The following is a 21,070-nucleotide window of genomic DNA, read 5'->3' on the forward strand; positions in this document are numbered from 1 at the left end:
CCATGAGCCACTACGACGAGCTGTTCGCCCAGGACCGTGCCCACTTCATGCACCCGTCCACCCACGCCCACGATCACGCCAGCGGCACGCTCAAGGGCCGCATCATCACCGGTGCCTCGGGTATCCGTATTCGCGATCACGAAGGCCGCGAGCTGCTCGACGCCTTCGCTGGGCTGTACTGCGTGAACATCGGCTACGGCCGCACCGAGGTGGCCGAGGCCATCTACAAGCAGGCCAAGGAACTGGCCTACTACCACACCTATGTCGGTCACTCGACCGAGGCGATCATCGAACTGTCGGCGCGTATCATCGACTGGGCGCCCAAGGGCATGAAGAAGGTCTATTACGGTCTGTCCGGCTCCGACGCCAACGAGACCCAGATCAAGCTCGTGCGGTACTACAACAACGTGCTCGGCCGCCCGGCGAAGAAGAAAATAATCTCCCGCCAACGCGGCTATCACGGCTCGGGCATCATGACCGGCAGCCTCACCGGCCTGGCCAGTTTCCACCAGCACTTCGACCTGCCTCACGCGGACATCAAGCACGCCGCCTGCCCGCACTTCTACAAGGCGCCGGCCGGCATGGACGAAGCGGCCTTCGTGCGTCATTGCGCCGAGGATCTGGAGCGCCTGATCCTGGCCGAAGGCCCGGACACCGTGGCGGCTTTCATCGGCGAGCCGGTGATGGGCACCGGCGGCATCATCGTGCCGCCCAGCGGTTACTGGGAGGCGATCCAGGCCGTGCTGGCCAAGTACGACATCCTGCTGATCGCCGACGAAGTGGTCTGCGCCTTCGGTCGTCTGGGCACGCCGATGGGCAGCCAGATGTTCGGCATGCAGCCGGACCTGATCACCACCGCCAAGGGCCTGACCAGCGCCTACGCGCCACTGTCGGCAGTGATCGTCGGCGAGAAGGTGTGGAACGTGATCGATGAGGCCTCCAGCCGTGACGGAGCCATGGGCCATGGTTGGACCTACTCAGGCCACCCGATCTGCGCCGCCGCCGCGCTGGCCAATCTGGATATCCTGGAGAAGGAAAACATCGCCGCCAACGCCGCCGATGTCGGTGCCTACCTCAACCAGCAACTGCGCCAGACTTTCGAAGGCCACCCGCTGGTGGGCGAGGTACGCGGCGTCGGCATGCTTGCCGCGCTGGAGTTCATGGCCGACAAGGACGCGCGCACGCCCTTCGAGGCATCACTCAAGGTCGGCCCGCGGGTTTCTGCCGCCTGCCTGGAGCGCGGCATGATCGCCCGCGCCATGCCACACGGCGACATCCTCGGCTTCGCCCCGCCGCTGGTGCTGACCCGCGCCGAGGCGGACGAGGTAGTGGGGATTGCCAAGGCGGCGGTGGATGCGGTGGCGAGCGAGGTGCTTTGAGGCGAACCGCTGCAATGGGCTTCAGCGTGAAAGTCGAAGCCCTTCGCCAATTCGGTGCGCACGGCGCACCCTACAACACCGTTGCGAACCGTAGGGTGCGCCGTGCGCACCGAGTCGATCAGCGCTGCTTGTCCAGTTTGCGCAGAAACACGCTCATTTCCTTCTCGGCCTGCTTGTCACCCTTGGCCTGGGCGGCTTTGAGGCCCTGCTGCCAGGCCTGGCGGGCGCCGTCGTGGTCGCCATCGGTCTGCAGCGCCTTGCCCAGCAGCTTCCAGGCGGCGGAGTAGCTCGGGTCGAACCCGACGCAGCGTTGCAGGTGTTCGGCGGCCTGCGCGGCGTTGCCGACATCGAGATGGGCCTTGCCCAGGCCGAAGCGCAGCAGGGCATTGTCCATGCCCTTGGCCAACATCTTTTCCAGTGCCTCGGTGCTCATCTCGGCTCCCAGTCTGCTGCGCGTCGGCACTGCTGCGTTAAAAACAGGCTCGGACTGCTCATGTACTGCTCGTACACTCCGCGTCCTCGCCTGTTTTTGCCTTGCATTGCTCTAGCTCGCGAGACTTTGAAATTTTTAGAAGAGGGTCAGTCGTAGTCGGATGCGATAAGGGACTCAGAAGAACGTCAATCCGGCCTGGAACAGCCGCTCTACGTCGCGGATGTACTTCTTGTCGACCAGGAACAGGATCACGTGGTCGCCAGATTCGATCACCGTGTCGTCGTGGGCGATCAGCACTTGTTCGTCGCGGATGATGGCGCCGATGGTGGTGCTGGGCGGCAGGGCGATGTCTTCGATGGCGCGGCCGATCACCTTGCTCGACTTGGCATCGCCATGGGCGATCACTTCCAGCGCTTCCGCTGCGCCACGACGCAGGCTGTGCACGCTTTCGATATCACCGCGACGCACGTGGGTCAGCAGGGTGCCGATGGTGGCCAGCTGCGGGCTGATGGCGATGTCGATTTCGCCGCCCTGCACCAGGTCTACGTAGGCCGGATTGTTGATGATGGTCATCACCTTGCGCGCGCCGAGGCGCTTGGCCAGCAGCGAGGACATGATGTTGGCCTCGTCGTCGTTGGTCAGGGCGAGGAAGATGTCGGCGTCGTTGATGTTCTCTTCCACCAGCAGGTCGCGATCCGAAGCGCTGCCCTGCAGGACGATGGTGCTGTCGAGGCTCTCCGACAGATAGCGACAACGCGCCGGGTTCATCTCGATGATCTTCACCTGGTAGCGACTCTCGATGGCCTCGGCCAGGCGCTCGCCGATATTGCCGCCACCGGCGATCACCACGCGCTTGTAGCTGTCTTCCAGGCGGCGCATCTCGCTCATCACCGCGCGGATGTGCGCCTTGGCGGCGATGAAGAACACTTCGTCATCGGCCTCGATCACCGTGTCGCCTTGCGGCATGATCGGCCGGTTGCGGCGGAAGATCGCAGCGACGCGCGTGTCGACGTTGGGCATGTGCTGACGCAGCTGGCGCAGTTGCTGGCCCACCAGCGGGCCGCCATAGTAGGCCTTGACCGCCACCAGCTGCGCCTTGCCTTCGGCGAAATCGATCACCTGCAGGGCGCCGGGGTATTCGATCAGGCGTTTGATGTAGTTGGTCACTACCTGTTCGGGGCTGATCAGCACGTCGACCGGTATCGCCTCGTTATCGAACAGCGCCTCGCGGGTCAGGTAGGCCGCCTCGCGCACGCGGGCGATCTTGGTCGGCGTGTGGAACAGGGTGTAGGCCACCTGACAGGCCATCATGTTGACTTCATCGCTGTTGGTCACTGCCACCAGCATGTCGGCATCGTCAGCGCCGGCCTGGCGCAGCACGGTGGGGAAGGAGCCCTTGCCCTGTACGGTGCGGATGTCCAGGCGATCGCCCAGATCACGCAGGCGGTCGCCATCGGTGTCGACCACGGTGATGTCGTTGGCCTCGCTGGCAAGGTGTTCGGCCAGGGTGCCGCCCACTTGGCCGGCGCCGAGAATGATTATTTTCACTGATCGCTCCGTTAGCTGTGGCTGGTCACAGCGGTCTTTATCAGCTTGGCATAGTAGAAGCCGTCGTGGCCGTCCAGCTGCGGCAGCAGCTGGCGACCGTGCGTCGGTTGCAGGCCGAAGTCGCCGATGATGGCGACTTCCTGGGCATCGGCGGTGCGGGCCAGGAAGGCGGCGATGGTCTCGCTGTTTTCCGTCGGCAGCACCGAGCAGGTGGCGTAGAGCAGGATGCCGCCCGGCGCCAGGGTTGGCCACAGCGCATCGAGCAGTTCGCCTTGCAGCTGCGCCAGGGCGGGAATGTCTTCGGGCTGGCGGGTCAGCTTGATATCCGGGTGACGGCGGATCACACCCGTGGCCGAGCAGGGCGCATCGAGCAGGATGCGCTGGAACGGCTGGCCGTCCCACCAGGCTTGTGTGTCGCGGCCGTCGGCGGCGATCAGCGTGGCGTCGAGGTGCAGACGCTCGAGGTTCTCGCGCACGCGCGCCAGGCGCTTGGCTTCCAGATCCACGGCGACCACTTCACTGAGTCCCGGCTCGACTTCGAGCAGGTGGCAGGTCTTGCCGCCCGGCGCGGCGCAGGCGTCCAGCACGCGTTGGCCAGGCGCCAGCTCGAGCAGATCGGCGGCCAGTTGCGCAGCCTCGTCCTGCACGCTGACGCGGCCTTCCTTGAAGCCGGGCAAGGTGGTTACGTCGCAGGGCTGCAGCAGGCGCACGCCGTCGCGGCTGAAGGTGCAGGGTTCGGCGGCAAAGCCGGCGCTGCGTAGTTCTTCGAGGTAGGCGTCGCGGCTGCCGTGGCGGCGATTGACCCGCAGGATCAGCGGCGGATGCGCGTTGTTGGCGGCGCAGATGGCCTGCCAGTGCTCAGGCCAGTGTGCCTTGAGCGCCTTCTGCAGCCAGCGCGGGTGGGCGCTGTGCAGTACCGGGTCACGATCCAGCTCGGCGAAAAGCGCTTCATGCTCACGCTGGGCGCGGCGCAGCACGGCATTGAGCAGGCCCTTGGCCCAGGGTTTTTTCAGGGAGCCTGCGCAGCCGACCGTCTCGCCGATGGCGGCGTGCGCCGGGATGCGACTGTGCAGCAGCTGATAGAGGCCAATCAGCAGCAGCGCCTCGACGTCTTTGTCTGCGGCCTTGAAGGGCTTCTCCAGCAGTTTCTCGGCCAGCAGTTGCAAGCGCGGCTGCCAGCGTGCGGCGCCGAAGGCCAGGTCCTGCGCCAGGGCGCGGTCATGGTGCTCGACCTTGTCCAGCTGTGGCGGCAGGCTGCTGCCCAGCGAGGCCTTGCTGGACAACACGGCGGTCAGGGCGCGGGCGGCGGCCAGGCGCGGGTTCATTGACCGAGCACCAGACCGGGGGCGAACTGCTCGCGACGGCTGTTGTACAGATCAGCGAAGGCCAGCGGCTTGCCGCCGGGTAGCTGCAGACGAGTTAGGCGCAGTGCGCCCTCGCCGCAGGCCACGGTCAGGCCGTGCTTGTCGGCGGCGAGAATGGTGCCTGGTGCACCCTTGCCCTCACCGATCTCGGCGGCATGCACTTTCAAGGCATCGTCGTTCAGCGTGGTGTGGCAGATCGGCCAGGGATGGAAGGCGCGCACCAGGCGCTCCAGTTCGACGGCCGGTCGGCTGAAGTCGAGCCGCGCCTCGTCCTTGTTCAGCTTGTGTGCGTAGTTGGCCAGGGTATCGTCCTGCACTTCACCTTTGAGCGTGCCCGCCGCCAGGCCGTCGATGGCCTGCAGCACCGCCTGCGGGCCGAGCTGGGCGAGGCGGTCATGCAGGCTGCCGCCGGTGTCTTCTGCCGAGATCGGCGTGCTGACCTTGAGCAGCATCGGTCCGGTGTCCAGGCCGGCCTCCATCTGCATCACGGTGACGCCACTCTCGGCATCGCCGGCCTGCACCGCACGTTGGATCGGCGCGGCGCCGCGCCAGCGCGGCAGCAGGGAGGCGTGGCTGTTGATGCAGCCCAGGCGCGGCGTGTCGAGCACCACTTGCGGCAGGATCAGACCGTAGGCGACCACCACCATCAGGTCCGGCTGCAGTGCGGCCAGCTCGGCCTGGGCCTCTTCATGGCGCAGGCTGGCTGGCTGGTAGACCGGGATGCCGTGCTCGACGGCGAGCTGCTTGACCGGGCTGGGCGCGAGCTTCTGGCCACGACCGGCCGGGCGATCCGGCTGGGTGTAGACCGCGACGATTTCATGCTGGCTGGCCAGCAGGGCCTTGAGGTGCTCGGCAGCAAATTCCGGGGTGCCGGCAAAGACGATACGCAGTGAATCAGGCATGGAAGCTCGCTAAAAGAAAAGGCTTGCCGTAGCAAGCCTTCTGGATGGGGCGTCAGGCGCGTTGACGATGCTGTTTTTCCAGCTTCTTCTTGATGCGGTCGCGCTTGAGATTGGACAGGTAGTCGACGAACAGCTTGCCGTTGAGGTGATCGCACTCGTGCTGAATGCACACGGCGAGCAGGCCTTCGGCGATCAGCTCGTAGGGCTGGCCATCGCGATCCAGCGCCTTGATCTTGACCTTCTGCGGGCGGTCGACGTTCTCGTAGAAGCCGGGCACCGACAGGCAGCCCTCCTGGTATTGGTCCATCTCGTCGGTCAGTGACTCGAACTCGGGGTTGATGAACACCCGTGGCTCGGACTTGTCCTCGGACAGATCCATCACCACCACGCGCTTGTGCACGTTGACCTGCGTCGCGGCCAGGCCGATACCCGGAGCGTCATACATGGTCTCGAACATGTCGTCGACCAGTTGACGGATGGAGTCGTCCACGACGTCCACCGGTTTGGCGATGGTACGCAGGCGTGGATCAGGAAATTCAAGGATATTCAGGATCGCCATATGCGTTTGTGATGCACTTGTGGAATAAAGTCAAAATCCGCTGCTAAGATGATGAACAGCATTGAAAAACGGCTTCACGCCGCGTATTCAGCGGGTTTGGCACGCGGCGCTAGGGCGCTTCACGTGAAGGCACATAATAAAGGGATTCACCGTATGAGGAAATCACTACTCGCCCTGCTCTTTGCAGCTGGCGGACTGGCCCTGACCAGCTTGGCTCAGGCCGAAGTGCAACTCAAGGACGGTCACCCGGACCGCTACACTGTGGTCAGGGGCGATACTCTCTGGGACATTTCCGGCAAATTCCTGCGCCAGCCGTGGAAATGGCCGGAGATCTGGCACGCTAACCCACAGGTGGCTAACCCGCACCTGATCTACCCCGGTGATACCCTCAATCTGGTTTACGTTGACGGTCAGCCACGCCTGATGCTCAACCGCGGCGAGTCGCGCGGCACCATCAAGCTGTCGCCGCAAGTGCGTAGCACGCCGATGGCCGAGGCGATCCCGACCATCCCGCTGGAGGCGATCAACAGCTTCCTGCTGAGCAACCGCATCGTCGACACGCCGGAAGAGTTCAACGGCAAGCCGTATATCGTCGCTGGCAACGCCGAGCGCGTGATCAGTGGTGCCGGTGATCGTGTCTACGCCCGTGGCCAGTTCGACGAAGAGCATCCGATTTACGGCATCTTCCGTCAGGGCAAGACCTACGTGGACCCGGAAACCAAGGAATTCCTAGGCATCAACGCCGACGACGTCGGTTCTGGCGAGATCGTCGCCGAAGAGGGTGATGTCGGTACGCTGGTGCTGAAGCGCTCGACGCAGGAAGTGCGCCTGGGAGATCGCCTGTTCCCCACCGAGGAGCGTGCGATCAACTCCACCTTCATGCCCAGCGAGCCGATAACCGACATCGACGGCCTGATCCTTGATGTGCCGCGCGGTGTGAGCCAGATCGGCCAGTTCGACGTTGTCACCCTGAACAAGGGGCTGCGTGACGGCCTGGAAATCGGCAACGTGCTGGCGGTGTTCAAGACCGGCGAGACCGTACGTGACCGCGTTACCGGCGAGAGCGTGAAGATCCCGGATGAGCGCTCCGGCCTGCTGATGGTGTTCCGCACCTATGACAAGCTCAGCTATGGCCTGGTATTGCAGGCCAGCCGCCAACTCTCGGTGATGGACAAGGTCCGCAACCCGTAATGCCCAACGAGCCCCGCAATAGCGGGGCTCGTGCTTTCAGGCCGCCAGGATGGCGGCGCAACTCATCAGGGAAGAGTCGCCATGCCTGCATCCTCCTCGCTTTCCCCCGCTGTTTCTCCAGCCGAGCTCGAAGCCCGCTTGCGTCTGCATCTGTTGCCAGAGTTGGGGCCGCGACGCTTTCGCAAACTCCTGAGCGCTTTTGATAGCGCTTCGGCGGCGCTCAGTGCGCCGGCCAGTGCCTGGCGTGCGTTGGGGCTGCCGGCTGCCTGCGCCGAGCCCCGCCGCAGTGCGCAGATCCGCGAGCGAGCTGCCGCTGCCCTGCACTGGCTGGATGAGCCTGATCAGCATGTGGTGATGTGGGACGATCCAGCCTATCCGGCTCTGCTCGGCGAGCTTGCGGATGCGCCGCCGCTGTTGTTCGTGGCGGGCGAGCCGCGTGTGCTGGAGTCGCCGCAACTGGCCATGGTCGGCAGTCGGCGGGCTTCGCAGCCTGGTCTGGATAACGCGCGAGCCTTTGCCCGCAGCCTGGCCGCCGGTGGTTTCGTCATCACCAGTGGTCTGGCGTTGGGGATCGATGGTGCTGCGCATCAGGGGGCACTGGAAGGGGGCGGCAAAACGGTGGCCGTGCTGGGCACCGGTTTGCAGTGCCTGTATCCGCGACGGCATGCGGGGCTGGCGGCGCAGATCGTTGAGCAAGGCGGTGCGCTGGTCTCCGAGCTGCCGCTGGACTGTCCGCCGCAGGCGAGTAATTTCCCGAGACGTAACAGGATCATCAGCGGCCTTTCGCTCGGCGTGCTGGTGGTCGAGGCCAGTCCCTCGAGTGGCTCGCTGATCACCGCGCGCCTGGCCGCCGAGCAGGGGCGCGAGGTGTATGCCATTCCTGGCTCCATCCACCATCCCGGAGCGCGTGGCTGCCATCAGCTGATTCGCGATGGCGCCAACCTGGTCGAAAGCATCGAGCATATCCTCGAAGCCCTGCGTGGCTGGCAGGCGCAAGCCATCGAACCCGTATCGGCGCCGCTGGCTAGCGTCGAGCACCCATTATTGGACTTGCTGCATGCCGCGCCGCACAGCACCGAGGCGCTGGTGCAGGCCAGCGGCTGGCCGCTGTCGCAGGTGCTGGCGGCTTTGACCGAGCTGGAACTCGATGGCCTGGTGTGCAACGAGGCAGGTCGTTGGCTGGCGCGCAGCCGTTAACAGTCTGTTAAGGCCCGTGGCAGGTCGCGATTGGCTTGGATAGACTGCCGCCCATCGATTCAGTGGGAGACAGGCGATGGCCAGCAACTGGCAGATACAGCAAACGGCGCGAGTGGTGCGTGAGGGGGGCGTGATCGCCTATCCGACCGAGGCGGTCTGGGGGCTGGGCTGCGATCCCTGGAACGAAGCGGCGGTGGATCGTCTTTTGGCGCTCAAGGAGCGGCCGATGCACAAGGGGCTGATCGTGGTGGCCGACGACATCGAACAGTTCGACTTCCTGCTCGATGATCTGCCAGAGGTCTGGCAGGAGCGCCTGGCCGGCAGCTGGCCAGGCCCCAACACCTGGCTGGTGCCGCACCAGAATCGTCTGCCCGAGTGGGTCACTGGCGAGCACGACACCGTTGCCCTGCGCGTCAGCGACCATCCCCTGGTACGTGCGCTGTGCCGCTACACCGGCCCGCTGATCTCTACCTCGGCCAACCCGGCGGGGCGCCCTTCAGCGCGTTCGCGCCTGCGCGTCGAGCAGTACTTCCCGGGCGAACTGGACAAGGTGCTCGGCGGCGCCCTGGGTGGACGCAAGAATCCCAGCCTGATCCGCGATCTGCGTACGGGCGATGTGATTCGCCCGTCCTGACTGGCCAATGCTCGCGGCTAAAGCCCCTCCCACGATCGTGGCGGCTGTGGGAGGGCGTAGCCCGGATGCAATCCGGGAGTGGGACTGACCCCGGATTTCATCCAGGCTACGGGCTCTTAAGGCATCAAAATGGTCGAGCCGGTGGTTTGCCGTGAGCTCAGCGCATCCTGCGCGGCGGCGGCGTCCTTCAGCGCGTAGCGATTGCTGATTTCCACCTGCAGCTTGCCGCTGGCGATCATGCCGAACAGCTCGTCGGCCATGGCCTGCAGGCGCTGCGCGCTGGTGGCGTAGCCGGCCAGGGTCGGACGGGTGACATACAGCGAGCCCTTCTGCGCGAGGATGCCCAGGTTGACGCCGGTCACGGCCCCGGAGGCGTTGCCGAAGCTGACCAGCAGGCCGCGCGGTGCCACGCAGTCCAGTGAGGTTTCCCAGGTGTCCTTGCCGACGCCGTCATAGACCACCGGGCACTTGGCGCCGTCGGTCAGCTCCAGCACGCGCTGCACGACATTTTCAACGCTGTAGTCGATGGTAGCCCAGGCGCCCTGCTCCTTGGCCCGCGCTGCTTTCTCGGCCGAGCTGACGGTGCCGATCAGCTTGACACCCAGCGCCTTGGCCCACTGGCAGGCGAAGGAGCCGACACCGCCGGCCGCGGCATGGAACAGAATGGTTTCGCCGCCCTTGAGCTCATAGGTCTGGCGCAACAGGTACTGCACCGTCAGCCCCTTGAGCATCACTGCAGCAGCCTGTTCGAAGCTGATGCTGTCCGGCAGTTTCACCAGCTTGTCGGCGGGTAGCACGTGCAGCTCGCTGTAGGCGCCGAGCGGGCCGGTGGCGTAGGCGACGCGATCACCCACGGCGAAGCCTGCGACCTCGCTACCCACTGCCTCGACCACGCCAGCCCCTTCGGTGCCCAGGCTCGAAGGCAGCGCGGGTGGCTGGTACAGACCGCCGCGGAAATAGGTGTCGATGAAGTTCAGGCCGATGGCCCGGTTGGCCACGCGCACCTCGCGCGGGCCTGGTGCTGCCGGCTGGTAGTCACGGTACTGCAGCACGTCGCTGCCGCCGTGCTGGCTGAACTCGATACGCTTGGCCATCTCGGATTCCTTGTCTGCTCAAGCCGCTGCAAGCGGCGAAAGGGTCTATCCAATCGTCCCGATTGACCGACGTCAACTGCGGATGTGCCCGGCTGAATGCTATGCTGCCCGCCGATTCCGACCTGCTCTCTGTTCAAGGTGCCGCCGTGACTGACCGTACCGAGGCCGTGAAGGCCTACCTGCTCGACCTGCAAGATCGCATCTGCTCCGCCCTGCAAGCCGAAGACGGCCAGGCCGTGTTCGCCGAGGACGCCTGGCAGCGTCCGGCCGGTGGTGGCGGTCGCACGCGGGTGATCGAGAACGGCGCGCTGATCGAGAAAGGCGGGGTGAATTTCTCCCACGTGTTCGGCGACAGCCTGCCTCCCTCGGCCAGCGCCCATCGTCCCGAGCTGGCTGGACGCGGCTTCCAGGCTCTCGGCGTGTCGCTGGTGATCCACCCGGAAAACCCCTATGTGCCGACCTCGCACGCCAATGTGCGCTTCTTCAGCGCCGAGAAGGAAGGCGAGGCGCCGGTGTGGTGGTTCGGCGGCGGTTTCGACCTCACGCCCTACTACGCCAATGAAGAAGACTGCGTGCACTGGCACCAGGTCGCACATGACGCCTGTGCGCCGTTCGGCGCCGAGGTCTATCCGAAGTTCAAGGCCTGGTGCGACCGCTACTTCCACCTCAAGCATCGCGGCGAGCCGCGCGGCATCGGCGGGCTGTTCTTCGATGACCTCAACGAATGGGATTTCGACACCAGCTTCGCTTTCATGCGCGCCATCGGCGATGCCTATATCCAGGCCTACCTGCCCATCGTCCAGCGCCGCAAGCTCACCCCCTTTGGTGAGCGCGAGCGCGAATTCCAGGCCTTCCGCCGCGGCCGTTACGTGGAGTTCAATCTGGTGTTCGACCGCGGCACCCTGTTCGGCCTGCAGTCGGGTGGGCGTACCGAGTCGATCCTCATGTCGCTGCCGCCGCATGTGCGTTGGGGCTACGACTGGAAGCCCGAGCCGGGCAGCGAGGAAGCGCGCCTCACCGAGTACTTCCTCACCGATCGCGATTGGCTCTCGAAGGCGTCGTGATCCTGTAGCCCGGATGCAGTCCGAGGCAGTTTACAGGCCGCCCGGGATTGCATCCGGGCTACGAACTGGCACCATTTTCCCGTAGGAGCCCGCTTGTGGGCGATCTGGCCCCAGAGCGAATCGCCAGCAAGCTGGCTCCTACACAAACAGGACTTTCCATGGACCGCTACTGCGTCTTCGGCAACCCCATTGGCCACAGCAAATCGCCGCTGATCCATCGTCTGTTCGCCGAGCAGACCGGCCAGGCGCTGACCTATGACGCGCGCCTGGCGCCGCTGGATGACTTTGTCGGCGATGCCCGCGCCTTCTTCGCCGAGGGCCAAGGTGGCAACGTCACCGTACCGTTCAAGGAAGAGGCCTTTCGCCTGGCCGACGAGCTCACCGAGCGTGCGCGACGCGCCGGCGCAGTGAACACCCTGAAGAAGCTGGCAGACGGTCGCCTGCTCGGCGACAACACCGATGGTGCCGGTCTGACTCGTGACCTGCAGGACAACGCCGGTTTCAGCCTGGCGGGCAAGCGCATCCTCGTGCTCGGCGCCGGTGGTGCCGTGCGCGGCGTGCTCGAACCCTTCCTGGCGCAGAAACCGGCGGTGCTGGTGATCGCCAACCGTACCGTGGCCAAGGCCGAACAACTGGTACGCGAATTCGCCGATCTCGGCCCGCTGGTCGCTGCCGGCTTCGACTGGATCGATGCGCCGGTGGACCTGATCGTCAACGGCACCTCGGCCAGCCTCGGCGGCGAGCTGCCCGCGATTGCGCCAAGCCTGATCGAGCCTGGTCATACCCTCTGCTACGACATGATGTACGGCCGCGAGGCCACCGCCTTCAACCGCTGGGCTGCCGAGCAGGGCGCCGCGCGTTGCCTGGACGGCCTGGGCATGCTCGTCGAGCAGGCTGCCGAAGCTTTCGAACTGTGGCGTGGCGTACGTCCGCATACCGCGCCGGTGCTGGCCGAACTGCGCCGTCAACTGGCAGGCTGAGCGGGCATGGACGAGCAAGCACTGCCGAGGATCAGGGGCTATCACGCCCATGTCTACTTCGACGCGAGCACCCTCGACCAGGCTCGTGCGCTGTGCGAAGAAGCCGCGCGGCGTTTTCCCTTGAAGATGGGCCGGATGCATGAGCGCCCGGTCGGGCCGCACCCGGATTGGAGCTGTCAGCTGGCTTTTCGTCCCGACCTGTTCGGTGAGCTGGTGCCCTGGCTGATGCAGCAGCGCAATGGCCTCAACGTGCTGGTGCATCCGATCACTGACAACGAGCTGCGCGACCACCGCGACTGGCCGCTATGGCTCGGTCAGGTGCGCCCGCTGGATCTGAGCACACTCGCAGACGAATGATGGCCGGGGCGAGCTGCCTCGCTCAATCTTCGAACAACAGCGGGCAGCGCTCGGCGCCTTCGAGCTTGAGGATTTCCTCCACCACCTGCGGCCGCGCCTGACGCAGCACCAGGCTGCGCTTCAGTGCCTGCAGGCGGCGCGCCTCCTGATGCAGCATCTCCACCCCGGCGTAGTCGATGAAGTTGATGTGTCGCGCGTCGATCACCAGGCGCTGCCCGCGGCTGCGTTGCAGCAATTGCTGGATGTACTGGCAGGCGCCGAAGAAGATCGAGCCCTCGATGCGCAGCACTTCATCTTCGCCGTCCTGCCACAGGCGCACGCGTGGTTGCGAGGTGCGCTTGAGGTAGAAGAACAACGACGCCAACACGCCGGCGTAGATCGCCGTCTGCAACTCCAGCACCAGGGTGGCGGCGAAGGTCAGCAGCATCACCATGAACTCGGCGCGACTGACACGACGCAGTGCACGGATCGCCGGCAGATCCACCAGCCCCCAGCAGATCAGCAGGATGCCGGCCGCCATCACCGGCAGTGGAATATGCGTCAGCAGCGCCGCGCCGAACACCGCGAACAGCGCCACCAGCAGCGCCGAGAAAACCCCGGCCAGCGGTGTGCGTGCGCCGGCCTGCAGGTTCAGCGCCGAGCGGGTGAAGGAGCCGGCCGACAGCGAGGCAGAGAACCATGGCCCGAGCATATTCGACAGGCCCTGGGCGCGAACTTCCTGATTGGCATCAAGGAACTGGTGCGATTTCACCGCCAGCGCCCGGGCGATGGACAGGCTGGTGACCAGCCCGAGCATGCCGCAGGCCACCGCTGCCGGCAGCAGACGCAGCACGTCGTCGAGGTCGAAGCTCAGCATAGTCAGTGGTGGCAGGCCGCCGGCGAATGGTGCGACCAGAGCAATGTCAGCGGTGAAGCGCGCAGGCAGCAACCAGGCCAGCAGGCTGCCACAGACCAGGCCGATCAGCAATGCAGGCGCCTTTGGCCAGAGTTTGCGCACGGCCACGCTGAGCAGCAGGGTAAAGGCCGCCAGGGCCAGGCTCGGCCAGTGCGCCTCGGGCAGGTGCTGGCCGATTTGCAACAGGCTGGTCAGCGCTGTGGGTTGGCTCGCGACTTCCACGCCGAGCAGATTGGGCATCTGCCCGATGGCGATCACCAGCGCCGCACCGAGGGTGAAGCCGAGCACCACCGACTGCGAGACGAAGTTCACCAGCGCGCCGAAGCGCAGCAGGCCGAGCAGCCACTGGAACAGTCCGGCGAGAAAGGTCAGCAGCAGAATCAGGGCGATGAATTCATCGCTGCCCATGCGCGCCATGGGGCTGACGCTGGTGAACAGGACGATGGAGATGGCCGCCGTCGGCCCGCAGATCAGGTGCCAGGAGGAGCCCCACAGGCAGGCGATGATCACTGGCACGATGGCCGCGTACAGGCCGTATTCGGCGGGCAGCCCCGCGATCAGCGCGTAGGCCAGCGACTGCGGCAGGGCCAGGATGGCGCCGGTCAGGCCCACCAGCAGGTCGTTGCCGAGGGTCTTGCGGCTGGTGCCAGGCAACCAGCGGAGAAACGGCAGCAGGGTCTGTCGGTCGGGTAGGCGCATGATTTGGGTCGAGGGTGGGCCGCAGGCGACTCCACCCTACTCACTTGCCGCGGTTAATTCAAAGCCGCGCCTTCACGGCGGCCAGCCCGTCGTCACCGTCGCGGGTGGTGACGCCCTGCAGCCAGCCATCGAGTACCTGCGGGTTGGCCTGGAGCCAGGCCTTGATCGCAGCATCGTTGCTGGCCTGCTTGCTGAGCACCTGATCCATGATGCTGTTCTCCATTTCCTGGGTGAAAGTCAGGTTGCTCAGCAGCTTGCCGACGTTCGGGCACTGCGCGGCGTAGCCCTTGCGCGCCAGGGTGTTGACCTGGCCGCTGTCGCCGAAGTACTTCTCGCCGCCCTTGAGGTACTTCATGTCGTACTGCACGTTCATCGGGTGCGGCGTCCAGCCGAGGAACACCACGAACTGATCGCGTTTCACCGCGCGGCCGACCTGCACCAGCATCGCCTGTTCGCTGGACTCCACCAGCGTCCAGTCGCCCAGGCCGAATTCGTCGGCGGCGATCATCTGCCTGATCGACTCGTTGGCGGGTGAGCCGGAAGCGATGCCGTAGAGCTTCTTGCCAAACTTGTCGGCGTGCTTGTCGAGGTCGGCGAAGGTCTTCACCCCGGCATCAAAGGCATAGGTCGGTACGGCCAGGGTGTACTCGGTACCTTCGAGGTTATGCGCCAGCTTGTCCACCTCGCCGCTGGCGACGAACTTGTCGTAGTTGCTCTGTTGCGCAGGCATCCAGTTGCCGAGGAATACGTCGACCTGGCCCTTCTGCAGGCCGGCGAAGATGATCGGCACGGCCAGGGTCTGGGTTTGTGCCTTGTAGCCCAGGCCGTCGAGCAGGAAGCTGGCGATGCCGTTGGTCACGGCGATGTCGCTCCAGCCCGGATCACCGAGCTTGACCGTGGCACAGGCTGCGTCCTCGGCCCAGACATTGCCGGCGCTGGTGAGCGCAGTGGCGAGTAACAGCACGCTGAATCGGTTCATGGCGTCTCTCCTTTTTTCTTCTGTGTTGGGCCCCTCTAAAAACGTAGGCGAGGCAGCCAGCGCAAGGCAAAAACAGGCGAAAAAGCGGAGTTTACGAGCTGTAAATGAGCATTTTGAGCCTGTTTTTAACGCAGTGATGGCAACGCAGGTAGTTTTTAGAGGTGCCCTTTTGGGGGCGGCAGTCGGTAAAGGTTCACGCCTGTGGAAAACGGGCGCGGCGCTCCAGGTCGTCGAGGTCGATATGGTTGCGCATGTACTGTTGGCTGGCGTCGACCCAGGGCTGGTGATCCCAACTGGTCAGCTTGCCCTGGCTCAGTGCTTCGGCCACCAGACGGCGGCGGCGCTGGCTGGCCAGGGTGGCGGCATGGATGGCCGGGACGTCCCAGCGCTCGCGGGCCTCGGCCAGGAAGCCGGCGAGAATGCCCTTGTGTTCGCTGCAGTCGGCCAGGTTCTGACACTCGAGCGGGTCATTATCCAGGTTGAACAGCAGCAGCGGGTCCTGCTCGGAATAGACGAACTTCCACGGGCCGCGGCGAATCATCATCAGTGGGCTTACAGTGCCTTCGGCCATGTATTCGCCGAGCACTTCGTCGTGGCCACCCCTGCCTTGCAGGTGCGGCAACAGCGAGTGGCCCTCCAGCTCCAGGCCGTCGTCGACCCGGCCGCCGGCCAGTTCCACCAGTGTTGGCAGCAGATCGAGAGTGGAGACGGACTGGCTGACACGATGTGCGGCGTAGCGCTTCGGTGCATGCACCAGCAACGGTACGCGGGCGGACATCTCGAACCAGTGCATCTTGTACCAGAGGCCGCGCTCGCCAAGCATGTCGCCGTGGTCGCCGGAGAACACGACGATGGTGTCATCCGCCAGGCCGCATTCCTCAAGGGCCTTCAGCAGCTTGCCGATATTGTCGTCGATATAGCTGCAGGCGCCAAAATAGGCGCGGCGGGCGTCGCGGATCTTATCCTCGGGCAGCGGCTTGTCCCACAGGTCGATGACCTTGAGCAGACGCTGCGAGTGCGGGTCCTGCTCGTTCTGCTCGAGGTGTTGGCGCGGCATGGGAATGTCCACGCCTTCGTAGCGATCCCAGTATTCGCGCGGGATGGTGTAGGGGTCGTGCGGGTGGGTCATGGATACGGTCAGGCAGAACGGCTGATCCGGGGTCATGCGCACATGGTCGTAGAGGTACTGGCGGGCCTTGAACACCACTTCCTCGTCGAAATCCAGCTGGTTGCTGCGCACGCAGGGGCCGGCCTGCAGCACCGAGGACATGTTGTGGTACCAGCTGGCGCGCACCTCGGGCTCGTCCCAGTTCACCGCCCAGCCATAGTCGGCCGGGTAGATGTCGCTGGTCAGGCGCTCCTCATAGCCGTGCAGCTGGTCGGGGCCGCAGAAGTGCATCTTGCCCGACAGCGCGGTGCGGTAGCCGAGGCGGCGCAGATAATGGGCGTAGGTCGGCACGTCGGCCGGGAAATCGGCGGCATTGTCGTAGGCACCGATCTTCGATGGCAGCCGGCCGCTGACCAGGGTGAAGCGCGACGGCGCGCAGAGCGGGCTGTTGCAGTAGGCCGAGTCGAACACCACGGCCTGTTCGGCCAGCTTCATCAGGTGGGGCATCTGCACCGGCGAGGCGGCATCGTGCAGCGGCAGAATCGGCGCGGCCATCTGATCGGCCATGATGAAGAGGATGTTCGGGCGCTTCATGGTGGCGGGTATTCCATACTGTTGGTTTATGCGACAGTGCGGGCACCATGATTCCGGTAGAACGGCGGCAGGGTAAACCCAGCTGAAATACATGCCTCGGATAAGCAGAGCTTATGTTTAAAGCCATCGATGGACTGTCGCTCGACGCGCTGCGGGTGTTCGAGTCGGCGGCGCGCCAGCTCAGTTTCACCGCCGCCGCCAGCGAACTGGGCAGCAGTCAGCCGGCCATCAGTCAGCAGATCAAGCGTCTGGAGCAGCAGCTGGCCACGCGCCTGTTCGACCGCGTCTACCGGGGCATCGTGCTGACCGAGGCCGGCGAGCTGCTGCTGGCTCATGTGCAGGAAGGGCTGGCGAGCCTCGATGCCGGGCTCGTCGCCGTTACCGCGCGTCAGCAGCATGAGGTGCTGCAGGTGGCCACCGACTTCGCCTTTGCCGCCTATTGGCTGATGCCGCGCCTGCAGCGTTTCAATCGCCTGTACCCGGAGGTGGACGTCAGCCTGATCACCAGCGAGCGCGACCCGGCCACGGTGCCGAGCGATATCGACGTGGCGATCCGTTTCGGCGATGGTCGCTTCAAGCATGGTGAAGCGCATCTGCTGTTTCGCGAAGAGGTGTTTCCGGTGTGCAGCCCGCGTCTGCTCGGCGAGCGTCAGCCGCCGCTGCCGGTGGCGGCGCTGGCCGACCTGCCACTGCTGCACCTGCGCCCGGAGCATCGTTCGCGCTGGTTCGACTGGGAGGGATTGTTCCGCGCCCTCGGCATCGCCAGCCTGCCGACACCCGGCGCGCTGCGCTTCGACAACTACACCCTGCTGATCCAGGCGGCGATTGCCGGGCAGGGCGTGGCCATCGGTTGGCGTCATCTGGTGGATGAACTTCTGGCTCAGGGTCTGCTCTGTCGTCTGGGTGAGGCCGAGGCGCAGTCGGCGTTGGGCTATTACCTGGTGCTGCCTGAACGCAAGCGTCGCCAACGCCTCACCGCGCGTTTCGTCGACTGGTTGCAGGCTGAGCTGGATTCGCCAGCAGCAACCGTTTGATCGGACCATACTGCAATAGCAAACGCTGAGTCCCTATACTTAGCGCCGCCGCACACCGCCACCGCGCGAAACGTGCTTGCGGCCCATCCACACAAACCGGTGAGCTGAACCGTGAAACTCCGTCATTCGATTTTGGGCCTGCTGCTGTGCGGCAGCCTTGTTGTTTCGAACCTCCAGGCCGCGCCGGCCCAGCCCAAGCAGGAGCTGGCCGCCGGTAGCGCATTGCTGATCGACCTGAAGACCGGCCAGGAGCTTTACTCCAGTAACCCCGACCTGCGCCTGCCGGTCGCCTCGGTCACCAAGCTGATGACCGCCATGGTAGTGCTCGACGCCAAGCTGCCGCTGGATGAGGTATTGCCCATCACCATCCGCGACACCCAGGAAATGCAGGGCGTGTTCTCCCGTGTGCGTATCGGTAGCGAAATCACTCGCCGCGAGATGCTGCACCTGGCGCTGATGGCCTCGGAAAACCGCGCCGCCGCCAGCCTCGCGCACCATTATCCGGGTGGCCACGCGGCCTTCGTCGCAGCAATGAACGCCAAGGCCAAGGCGCTGGGCATGCACAACAGCCATTTCGTCGAGCCCACCGGCCTGTCCGAGTTGAATGTCGCCACTGCCCGTGACCTGGCGCTGATGGTCAAGGCGGCCAACCAGTATCCGCTGATCCACCAGTTCAGCACCGACTCCGAAGCCACCGTGGCCTTCCGTAAACCCAACTACACCCTGGGCTTTCGCAATACCAATGCGCTGGTGCGCAAGGCGGACTGGAACATCGACCTGAGCAAGACCGGCTTCACCAACGCCGCCGGTCGCTGCCTGGTGATGGCCACCACCATCGCCAACCGCCCAGTGGCCTTCGTGGTGCTCGGCGCCTTCGGCAAGTACACCCACATGGCCGACGCCAACCGCCTCAAGCGCTGGATGGAGACCGGCAAGGTCACTCCGGTGCCGGCTGCCGCGCTCAGCTACAAGCAGCAGAAGCTGGCCGAGTGGAGCTTGCAGGCCGCGCAGTGATGCTGCGGTGACGGAAAGGGCGACTCGACGAGTCGCCCTTTTTCGTTGTGCCTCAGCCACCTAGCCCGGATGCAATCCGGGGAAACAGTGACACAGGCCCCGGATTGCATCCGGGCTACGGTCGTTGTGTCTCAGCTCGGACAGCCGAGCCGTTCGCTGAGAAAATCGAGAAAGCAGGTGATGCGCGACGACAGCGCGGTGTTGCGGTAGTACACCGCGTTGATCGGCTGGCGCACTTCCACGCGCTGCTCGGCCAGCACTTCCACCAGCGCGCCGCTGGCGCGGGTGGCATCGGTCATGAAGTCCGACAGACACACCAGGCCTTCGCCCGCCAGGGCCAGTTCGAGAATGGTATCGCCGCTGGAGGCGCGCAGGCTCGGGGTGATGCGCCAGCGCTCGCCGAGGGCGTGGCGTAGCGGCCATTCGTTGAGGCTGTCCGGTTCGGTGAAGCCGATCAGGCTGTGTCCGGCCAGATCCTCGGTACGCGTCGGCGTGCCATGGCGAGCCAGATATTCGGGGCTGGCCAGTACGCGGCGGCGGCTGTGGCACAACGGCCTGGCGTGCAGGCTGGAGTCCGGCAGGTTGCCGATGCGGATGGCCAGGTCGGTGCGGCGCTCCAGCAGATCGATGATGCGGTCGTCGCTGTGCAACTCCAGTTCGATCTGTGGATAGAGCGCACGAAATTCGCCGATCAGCGGCACGATCACGTGCAGCATGAAAGGCGAGGCGGTGTTGATCCTCAGGCGCCCGGCCGGTGCCTGGCGGCGCAGGGTCATCTGCTCCTCCGCTTCCTCGACGCTGGCGAGGATGCGCCGCGCCTGGGCCAGGAACACCTCGCCCTCCTCGGTCAGCTCCAGGCGCCGCGTGGTGCGGCGTAGCAAGGTGACGGCGAGTTTTTCCTCCAGTCGACTCAGCGCCCGGCTGACCCCGGATGCGGTTTGCTCGAGCTGCTCGGCAGCCGCGCTGATCGAGCCGCAGTCGACCACGCTGACGAAGGCGAGCATTTCTTCCAGGCTGGTCTTCATTGTTGACCTTCAGTCAAAGGTGTTTGCTGGGTTGTCGGTTTTTCCGCATGAGTCTGGCGTGGATACTGTCCCGCCTCAACCCCCCGTTTCTGTGCTTGCGGCGGTCGCCTTGGCAAGGGCCTGCAACTTTTGCGCAATTCGTGGGGCCGAACCTTTCTGTCCCCGTTGCGGCCTGATGGTTGGCCAGCGATTCGCAACCCATGAGGAGATTTTTCATGAAATTCATTCCGCCTTTCGGCCTTGGCACCTTCCGCCTCAAGGATCAGGTCGCCGTCGACTCGGTGCGCACCGGTCTGGAGCTGGGCTACCGGCATATCGACACGGCGCAGATCTACGGCAACGAGGCGGCGGTCGGCCAGGCCATCGCCGACAGCAATGTGGCGCGCGACGAGCTGTTCGTCACCACCAAGGTCTGGACCGAGAACCTCGGCAGCGGCCGGGTCATTGCCAGCCTGCAGGAGAGCCTGCAGCGTCTGGGCCTGGAGCGGGTCGATCTGACGCTGATCCACTGGCCGTCGCCGAATGATGAAATCGCCGTGGCGCAGTACCTGAGTGAGCTGATGGAAGCCAAGCGCCAGGGTCTGACCGCCGCCATCGGCGTGTCCAACTTCACCATCGCTCATCTGCGCCAGGCCATCGATGCGGTGGGTGTGGATGAGATCGCCACCAACCAGGTGGAAATCCATCCGCTGCTGCAGAACCGCAAGCTGGTGGATTTCGCCCGGCAGCAGGGGATCCATCTCACCGCCTACATGCCGCTGGCCTATGGCAAGGTGCTGGCCGAGCCGGAGATCCAGCGCATCGCCGCTGCCCATGGCGCCAGCCCGGCGCAGGTCGCCCTGGCCTGGTCGCTGCAGCAGGGCCATGCGGTGATTCCGTCCTCGACCAAACGTGAGAATCTCGCTGCCAATCTGGCTGCCGCCGAGCTGCGCCTGAGCGAAGCGGACATGGCCGCTATCGCCACGCTGGACCGCGGCGAGCGTGTCGCCAACCCGGGCTTCGCGCCACGCTGGGATTGAG

The 21,070-nt window shown here is 65.0% G+C and carries 20 protein-coding genes; 10 read left to right on the top strand and 10 right to left on the bottom strand.

Translation table 11 applies throughout. The features are described 5' to 3' along the window. The first annotated feature begins 2 nt into the window (after window positions 1-2). Window positions 3-1,379 (top strand): aspartate aminotransferase family protein, encoded by a 1,377-nt coding sequence (locus BLR77_RS10325; RefSeq protein WP_074677394.1) that lies wholly within the window; start codon window positions 3-5, stop codon window positions 1,377-1,379. 118 nt (window positions 1,380-1,497) lie between these two features. On the opposite strand, the gene BLR77_RS10330 is transcribed toward BLR77_RS10325, so the two are convergent. The 5 genes from BLR77_RS10330 to def form a co-directional block, all read right to left on the bottom strand. Beyond that, window positions 1,498-1,812, bottom strand: a complete 315-nt coding sequence (locus BLR77_RS10330; protein ID WP_074677396.1) for a tetratricopeptide repeat protein — start codon at window positions 1,810-1,812, stop codon at window positions 1,498-1,500. A gap of 174 nt (window positions 1,813-1,986) precedes the next feature. Beyond that, the gene (trkA, locus tag BLR77_RS10335; RefSeq protein WP_074677398.1) at window positions 1,987-3,360 is read right to left on the bottom strand and encodes a Trk system potassium transporter TrkA; all 1,374 of its coding nucleotides are present in this window, start codon (window positions 3,358-3,360) and stop codon (window positions 1,987-1,989) included. Window positions 3,361-3,371: 11 nt separating this feature from the next. Then, window positions 3,372-4,685: a 16S rRNA (cytosine(967)-C(5))-methyltransferase RsmB gene (rsmB, locus tag BLR77_RS10340; protein WP_074677400.1), complete on the bottom strand. Its 1,314-nt coding sequence runs from the start codon at window positions 4,683-4,685 to the stop codon at window positions 3,372-3,374. Further along, window positions 4,682-5,626, bottom strand: coding sequence for a methionyl-tRNA formyltransferase (fmt, locus tag BLR77_RS10345; protein WP_074677402.1), 945 nt, complete (start codon window positions 5,624-5,626; stop codon window positions 4,682-4,684). Before fmt ends, rsmB begins: the two co-directional genes overlap by 4 nt. A 52-nt stretch (window positions 5,627-5,678) precedes the next feature. Beyond that, a complete protein-coding gene (gene def, locus BLR77_RS10350) occupies window positions 5,679-6,185 on the bottom strand; it encodes a peptide deformylase (protein WP_013713230.1) in 507 nt (168 codons plus the stop codon). A 153-nt stretch (window positions 6,186-6,338) separates the two neighbouring features. Between def and BLR77_RS10355 the strand changes: the two genes are divergently transcribed. The 3 genes from BLR77_RS10355 to BLR77_RS10365 all read left to right on the top strand — a co-directional run bounded on the left by BLR77_RS10355 (window position 6,339) and on the right by BLR77_RS10365 (window position 9,207). After that, window positions 6,339-7,376, top strand: coding sequence for a LysM peptidoglycan-binding domain-containing protein (locus BLR77_RS10355; protein ID WP_074677404.1), 1,038 nt, complete (start codon window positions 6,339-6,341; stop codon window positions 7,374-7,376). Window positions 7,377-7,457: 81 nt separating this feature from the next. Then, window positions 7,458-8,573: a DNA-processing protein DprA gene (gene dprA / locus BLR77_RS10360; RefSeq protein ID WP_074677406.1), complete on the top strand. Its 1,116-nt coding sequence runs from the start codon at window positions 7,458-7,460 to the stop codon at window positions 8,571-8,573. A 76-nt stretch (window positions 8,574-8,649) separates the two neighbouring features. Further along, the gene (locus tag BLR77_RS10365; protein ID WP_074677408.1) at window positions 8,650-9,207 is read left to right on the top strand and encodes an L-threonylcarbamoyladenylate synthase type 1 TsaC; all 558 of its coding nucleotides are present in this window, start codon (window positions 8,650-8,652) and stop codon (window positions 9,205-9,207) included. Window positions 9,208-9,323: 116 nt separating this feature from the next. Here the strand turns inward: BLR77_RS10365 and BLR77_RS10370 are convergent, their stop codons facing one another. Beyond that, complete coding sequence (locus BLR77_RS10370) at window positions 9,324-10,301, bottom strand: NADPH:quinone reductase (RefSeq protein ID WP_074677410.1); 978 nt, start codon at window positions 10,299-10,301, stop codon at window positions 9,324-9,326. 146 nt (window positions 10,302-10,447) lie between these two features. On the opposite strand from BLR77_RS10370, the gene hemF reads away from it, so the two are divergent. From hemF to BLR77_RS10385, 3 genes are all read left to right on the top strand, one after another. Beyond that, the gene (gene hemF, locus BLR77_RS10375) at window positions 10,448-11,365 is read left to right on the top strand and encodes an oxygen-dependent coproporphyrinogen oxidase (RefSeq protein WP_074677934.1); all 918 of its coding nucleotides are present in this window, start codon (window positions 10,448-10,450) and stop codon (window positions 11,363-11,365) included. A 158-nt stretch (window positions 11,366-11,523) separates the two neighbouring features. Continuing rightward, window positions 11,524-12,345: a shikimate dehydrogenase gene (gene aroE / locus BLR77_RS10380; protein WP_074677412.1), complete on the top strand. Its 822-nt coding sequence runs from the start codon at window positions 11,524-11,526 to the stop codon at window positions 12,343-12,345. Between the two features lie 6 nt (window positions 12,346-12,351). Continuing rightward, on the top strand, window positions 12,352-12,702 hold the full coding sequence (locus BLR77_RS10385; protein ID WP_074677414.1) for a DOPA 4,5-dioxygenase family protein: 351 nt from the start codon (window positions 12,352-12,354) through the stop codon (window positions 12,700-12,702). A 22-nt stretch (window positions 12,703-12,724) separates the two neighbouring features. Here the strand turns inward: BLR77_RS10385 and BLR77_RS10390 are convergent, their stop codons facing one another. From BLR77_RS10390 to betC, 3 genes are all read right to left on the bottom strand, one after another. Then, window positions 12,725-14,296 carry a SulP family inorganic anion transporter gene (locus BLR77_RS10390; protein ID WP_074677416.1) on the bottom strand — a complete coding sequence of 524 codons (1,572 nt, stop codon included), beginning with the start codon at window positions 14,294-14,296 and terminating at the stop codon, window positions 12,725-12,727. Window positions 14,297-14,354: 58 nt separating this feature from the next. Next, window positions 14,355-15,275: a choline ABC transporter substrate-binding protein gene (choX, locus tag BLR77_RS10395; protein ID WP_074677418.1), complete on the bottom strand. Its 921-nt coding sequence runs from the start codon at window positions 15,273-15,275 to the stop codon at window positions 14,355-14,357. A 193-nt stretch (window positions 15,276-15,468) separates the two neighbouring features. After that, window positions 15,469-16,977 carry a choline-sulfatase gene (betC, locus tag BLR77_RS10405; protein ID WP_074677420.1) on the bottom strand — a complete coding sequence of 503 codons (1,509 nt, stop codon included), beginning with the start codon at window positions 16,975-16,977 and terminating at the stop codon, window positions 15,469-15,471. Window positions 16,978-17,090: 113 nt separating this feature from the next. On the opposite strand from betC, the gene BLR77_RS10410 reads away from it, so the two are divergent. Both BLR77_RS10410 and pbpG read left to right on the top strand, forming a co-directional pair. Further along, entirely contained in the window at window positions 17,091-18,011 is a 921-nt protein-coding gene (locus BLR77_RS10410; RefSeq protein WP_074677422.1) for a choline sulfate utilization transcriptional regulator, read from the top strand. Between the two features lie 111 nt (window positions 18,012-18,122). Beyond that, window positions 18,123-19,025, top strand: a complete 903-nt coding sequence (gene pbpG, locus BLR77_RS10415; protein WP_074677424.1) for a D-alanyl-D-alanine endopeptidase — start codon at window positions 18,123-18,125, stop codon at window positions 19,023-19,025. 131 nt (window positions 19,026-19,156) lie between these two features. Here the strand turns inward: pbpG and BLR77_RS10420 are convergent, their stop codons facing one another. After that, window positions 19,157-20,050 carry a LysR substrate-binding domain-containing protein gene (locus tag BLR77_RS10420; RefSeq protein ID WP_074677426.1) on the bottom strand — a complete coding sequence of 298 codons (894 nt, stop codon included), beginning with the start codon at window positions 20,048-20,050 and terminating at the stop codon, window positions 19,157-19,159. Window positions 20,051-20,265: 215 nt separating this feature from the next. On the opposite strand from BLR77_RS10420, the gene dkgB reads away from it, so the two are divergent. Continuing rightward, window positions 20,266-21,069, top strand: coding sequence for a 2,5-didehydrogluconate reductase DkgB (gene dkgB / locus BLR77_RS10425; protein WP_074677428.1), 804 nt, complete (start codon window positions 20,266-20,268; stop codon window positions 21,067-21,069). The last annotated feature ends 1 nt before the right edge of the window (window position 21,070 follow it).

The sequence above is a fragment of the Ectopseudomonas alcaliphila genome, assembly GCF_900101755.1.
GTDB lineage: Bacteria > Pseudomonadota > Gammaproteobacteria > Pseudomonadales > Pseudomonadaceae > Aquipseudomonas > Aquipseudomonas alcaliphila.

What these genes read in the sequence shown, in the direction of transcription:
- BLR77_RS10410 (WP_074677422.1), top strand. Translation starts at nt 17,091, where the DNA reads ATGTTTAAAGCCATCGATGGACTGTCGCTCGACGCGCTGCGGGTGTTC.
- BLR77_RS10330 (WP_074677396.1), bottom strand. Translation starts at nt 1,812, where the DNA reads ATGAGCACCGAGGCACTGGAAAAGATGTTGGCCAAGGGCATGGACAAT.
- BLR77_RS10365 (WP_074677408.1), top strand. Translation starts at nt 8,650, where the DNA reads ATGGCCAGCAACTGGCAGATACAGCAAACGGCGCGAGTGGTGCGTGAG.
- aroE (WP_074677412.1), top strand. Translation starts at nt 11,524, where the DNA reads ATGGACCGCTACTGCGTCTTCGGCAACCCCATTGGCCACAGCAAATCG.
- BLR77_RS10370 (WP_074677410.1), bottom strand. Translation starts at nt 10,301, where the DNA reads ATGGCCAAGCGTATCGAGTTCAGCCAGCACGGCGGCAGCGACGTGCTG.
- fmt (WP_074677402.1), bottom strand. Translation starts at nt 5,626, where the DNA reads ATGCCTGATTCACTGCGTATCGTCTTTGCCGGCACCCCGGAATTTGCT.
- dkgB (WP_074677428.1), top strand. Translation starts at nt 20,266, where the DNA reads ATGAAATTCATTCCGCCTTTCGGCCTTGGCACCTTCCGCCTCAAGGAT.
- def (WP_013713230.1), bottom strand. Translation starts at nt 6,185, where the DNA reads ATGGCGATCCTGAATATCCTTGAATTTCCTGATCCACGCCTGCGTACC.
- BLR77_RS10355 (WP_074677404.1), top strand. Translation starts at nt 6,339, where the DNA reads ATGAGGAAATCACTACTCGCCCTGCTCTTTGCAGCTGGCGGACTGGCC.
- rsmB (WP_074677400.1), bottom strand. Translation starts at nt 4,685, where the DNA reads ATGAACCCGCGCCTGGCCGCCGCCCGCGCCCTGACCGCCGTGTTGTCC.
- BLR77_RS10385 (WP_074677414.1), top strand. Translation starts at nt 12,352, where the DNA reads ATGGACGAGCAAGCACTGCCGAGGATCAGGGGCTATCACGCCCATGTC.
- dprA (WP_074677406.1), top strand. Translation starts at nt 7,458, where the DNA reads ATGCCTGCATCCTCCTCGCTTTCCCCCGCTGTTTCTCCAGCCGAGCTC.
- BLR77_RS10325 (WP_074677394.1), top strand. Translation starts at nt 3, where the DNA reads ATGAGCCACTACGACGAGCTGTTCGCCCAGGACCGTGCCCACTTCATG.
- BLR77_RS10420 (WP_074677426.1), bottom strand. Translation starts at nt 20,050, where the DNA reads ATGAAGACCAGCCTGGAAGAAATGCTCGCCTTCGTCAGCGTGGTCGAC.
- choX (WP_074677418.1), bottom strand. Translation starts at nt 15,275, where the DNA reads ATGAACCGATTCAGCGTGCTGTTACTCGCCACTGCGCTCACCAGCGCC.
- betC (WP_074677420.1), bottom strand. Translation starts at nt 16,977, where the DNA reads ATGAAGCGCCCGAACATCCTCTTCATCATGGCCGATCAGATGGCCGCG.
- BLR77_RS10390 (WP_074677416.1), bottom strand. Translation starts at nt 14,296, where the DNA reads ATGCGCCTACCCGACCGACAGACCCTGCTGCCGTTTCTCCGCTGGTTG.